General features: G+C 51.8%; 5 protein-coding genes. All 5 read right to left on the bottom strand.

The window, feature by feature from the left end; all coding sequences use genetic code 11:
• Positions 1-193: 193 nt before the first annotated feature.
• Complete coding sequence (locus Q0600_RS05975; RefSeq protein WP_298062739.1) at positions 194-472, bottom strand: acyl carrier protein; 279 nt, start codon at positions 470-472, stop codon at positions 194-196.
• Positions 465-731 (bottom strand): phosphopantetheine-binding protein, encoded by a 267-nt coding sequence (locus tag Q0600_RS05970; protein WP_298758081.1) that lies wholly within the window; start codon positions 729-731, stop codon positions 465-467. The genes Q0600_RS05975 and Q0600_RS05970 overlap by 8 nt, the downstream gene beginning before the upstream one ends.
• Positions 728-1,483, bottom strand: coding sequence for a lysophospholipid acyltransferase family protein (locus tag Q0600_RS05965; RefSeq protein WP_298758079.1), 756 nt, complete (start codon positions 1,481-1,483; stop codon positions 728-730). Before Q0600_RS05965 ends, Q0600_RS05970 begins: the two co-directional genes overlap by 4 nt.
• Positions 1,480-2,580 carry a hypothetical protein gene (locus tag Q0600_RS05960; protein ID WP_298758076.1) on the bottom strand — a complete coding sequence of 367 codons (1,101 nt, stop codon included), beginning with the start codon at positions 2,578-2,580 and terminating at the stop codon, positions 1,480-1,482. The genes Q0600_RS05965 and Q0600_RS05960 overlap by 4 nt, the downstream gene beginning before the upstream one ends.
• A partial coding sequence (locus Q0600_RS05955) for a beta-ketoacyl synthase chain length factor (protein WP_298758074.1) occupies positions 2,570-3,595 on the bottom strand: 1,026 nt, incomplete at its 5' end. The genes Q0600_RS05955 and Q0600_RS05960, both read right to left, overlap by 11 nt.

Raw genomic sequence — 3,595 nt, 5'->3', positions numbered from 1 at the left:
GCTTTGTGCCGTGCCGCCTAAGCGCTAAGCCCGTAAAGCCGCTTGCTCCGCGCTCTTTCAATTAAAACATTCGCCGCGCGCCGTCAAATAAACGACGCCGTATGTTTATCCGCTCGCTCGCCGTCTTTGTGCCGCCGTAAAGTAAACTACCAAGCCGCAACGCACGCGATCTTGCCGCGCCGTACGGCGAAATTTAACTCTCGCCGCCCGTAGTTTCCCCGCTCGCGCCTTGATCGAGCTTTGCGGCTACGGCATCCACGATGTCGCCAAGGGTTTGTATGTTTTTAAAATCATCGGGCATCAGCTTGTAGCCTGTGTTTTTCTTGACATAATCGACCAGATCGATCGCGTCGATGCTGTCGATCTGCAGATCCTCGTAAATTTTAGCCTCAGGCACGACCTTGCTCTCGTCGATCTCGAAAAGCTCCACGAGCGCCTTTTTTAAAATTTCAAAAATTTCATCTTTACTCATTTTTACTCCTATTTTCGGCGATGTATTGCGCCAAAGACGCAACGGATGAGAAAATTTGCTTTAAATTTTGGGTTTTTGAGTTAAGCACGATGCCGTATTTTTTCTGCACCAAAAGCCCGAGCTCCAGCGCATCGACCGAATCGAGCCCGAGCCCGTCGCCAAAAAGCGCCTCATCGTCATTTATGTCGCCGGGCGCTACATCTTCGAGGTTTAGCCCCGAAATGATCAGCTCCTTAAGCTCCAAAATTTCTTCGTTCACAGATTCTCCTTTTCATATAGATTTGATATTTTTTCATATAGTTTGCGCACTCGGATCGGGTTTGGGCGATCCGGCTCAAAGCCCGTTAGATCCAGCGCGCACAGCTCGTAGAGGTCGTATTTCATCCGAACCTCGGGCGTATCGTACCATACTTGTCCTTTTTTTAGGCTTTTAGGATCCATTTTTATCGCGACGCAATTCATATTTTTTGCGAAATTTATCGCGATATAAAACGCCGCTTTGTGCATGGCGATGCGATCTGCGGTGCGCGTGCCCTCGGGGAAGATGATTAGGCTTTCTCCTCGCTCAAGGGCGCTTCGGCACGCATCTATCATCGCTTCCGAGCCGGTGTTTGGGATGTAGCCCGCGGCTGCGATGGCGGCGGAGAGGAAGGGGTTTTTGCATAGGCTTTCCTTGACTACGCAGTTTGCGCGCCGCACGTGAGCTAAAAAGATCACCACGTCAAGCAGGCTGGGGTGGTTTGCGATGATGAGGGTGCCGCTAGGCGGGAGTTTGCAGCGCCAGTTCACGCCGATACTGCCGTAAAGTCGCGCGAGCAGCAAAAATATGCGCCACGAGATCATTATAAAATCGCGCACGAAATTTCGCACGACCTCTATGCGGTTTAGCCGCAGCAGCGCTACGGGGAGGAAGAGTAGGTTTCCCATCGTACACAGCGCGCCGAAGCTAGCGAAGGATAACGCGATGCCGATCTGCTTGATTTTGCGCCTTAGCGGATTTAACTGCTTCATCGCGCGGCGCCTCTTTCGGCGGTGGTTTCGCGGCTCTCGTTGGAAATTTCACGGCTATCGGCGAGGGTTTTGTGGTTCTCGGCGGGGATTTGATGGCTCGTCATGCGCGCGATCTCGATAAAATTTCTACGGCTTGCCGCCTGCCGCATCGCATTGAAATTTTTGCAGTTCTCTGCGCGCGATATTTCTCCTCGCGGTATGCGCCGAAGTAATAGAGCTTTCATGGTCTGAGCGGAGGCGATCTCGGCGCCGTGCATGTGTCGAAGCAATAGAATTTTTGCGGCGCACGGCAAACTGCGATTTTGTGGAATTCTTGCCGTTTGCCGTATGTGTTGCCTCGGTGAAATTTCCGCAGCTTGTCGCATGCTTCGTCGTGCGTATTGCTGCGATGGAGCTTCTATCTTTTGCCGCGCGTATCGTTGCGGTAGAATTTCTGCGGTTTGCCACGCGCGCCGTCGCGAGGAAATTTCTGCGAAGCGCCATATGCGCTGCTTTGACGCCGCCGTATGACGCGCCCTCTGATTAAATTTATAGCTCGCGGCGGCGTTAAATTTAAAATTTATCGCAACGCCTCGCCGTGCGCATCTTGCTTGAGCGGCTACTCGGCTTATCGCGCGGCTAAATTTAAACTCGTAGCGCAAGCTTTGTTCCGCTAAATTTATGAAATTTACAGCCTGCTGCGCGTACCGTTTCGGCTCGCCGCATCTATTTTTATAGCGGAATTGCGCGGTGTTTTCCAGGCGCCGCCGCGGTAAAATTTTTATGGCTCGCAGCTCGCACCGTTTAGGCGGATTTTTTTTAGTTCGTTGCGTATGCCTCGGCGGCGTATTTTCGCAGCGTGCCTCATTGCAACGCGATTTGGGGGCGCATGGCACGCGCCCTTTCGGCGTACTTTTAAGATGCGCCGTTTGGCTGAGCCTATGTTTGATAGCGCGGCTAAATTTAAAATTTTCACCATATCTGAGCTTGGTGTAAAGGCTAAATTCAAAACTCGTCGTTTGCGCCTTTGCAGTTCCTTGTAGCCCGGGATTTTGATCGAATTTGCTCGTCTCACCGCGCTCGCTCATGCGATGAAATTTTACTATTTTAGCGCTCACGATCTTGCCTCAAAAAAGCTGCGATTTTGGCGGGATCTTTGACGCGCCAAGTATAGTCCAAAACCCCGTCGCTGCTGCGCCATTCGCGCTTGCCGGAGAGGATTTTAGCCAAAAATTTCACCGCGGTATCTAGCGGGATCTCGCCGCCCTCTTTAAAGCTTCGTAAAATTTCATTCTCGGTTCGCGGTTTCGGATTTTGCGCCTCTAGGCTCTGCGCCGTCGCGTCCGCAACGTGCGGCGAAATTTCGATCTGCACGTCATCTCCGCGCTGAAGCACCAAAAGTAGGGCGCAGGCGAAGTCGCAGCGCTTCAGATAGTCGTTATTTGTCTCCTCAAAATAGCAAAGCAGGGCGATTTTGTCGTTATCCGACTTGCATTCGCCGTTTTTGACTGCTTCATTTGCGTCCTGCGCGGAGCCGAAATTTTCCGTACTTTCTTTCAGCCTTGCAGCGGCGATTATTGCGCCATTTTCGAGCGCGCACGCCGCGGAGATCGTCGAAATTTCGGCATGATTTTGCGTAAAAATCGCATTTTGCGCCGCGATCGCGTTGAGTACGCTGACGCAAAAGCTCGAAGGCGAGACGCTTTCGTCCATCGAGCCGAGCAGGCTAAAACAGCGGTTGATCTCGCCCAGGCGCGAGCAAAAAACGAGCGGCATTCCTTCACGCTGCATCGCGGAGCTTTGCATCGCATGATTGCAGGCTCCCGAGCTTTCGTTTGTTTTGGAATTCTGCCTCGCGGAATTTAAAGAATTTTCATTTGTGAAATCCTGCGGCGGCGGGTTTTGCGCAGCAGTACGATTTTCGCTCGTATCTAAATTTTGCGGCGCGGAATTTAAAGAGCCTTTCTCAGCTAAGCTCTGCGGCGCGTTTTGAGAAATTTCGCCTAAAAGCGAGATGCAAAGTTTTGCCCCGAGCCCCAAGCGTCGACGCTGCAACGGCGGAATATGATCAAGAGCCGGCTTTTTTTTTAAAGGCTCTAAGGCTAAAATTTCCTCTTTTAAGCGAGCGTGAGC

It is taken from the genome of uncultured Campylobacter sp., assembly GCF_938041645.1.
GTDB lineage: Bacteria > Campylobacterota > Campylobacteria > Campylobacterales > Campylobacteraceae > Campylobacter_B.
The sequence above is the reverse complement of the archived record's forward strand: the minus strand, read 5'-3'. Positions and strand labels throughout refer to the sequence as shown.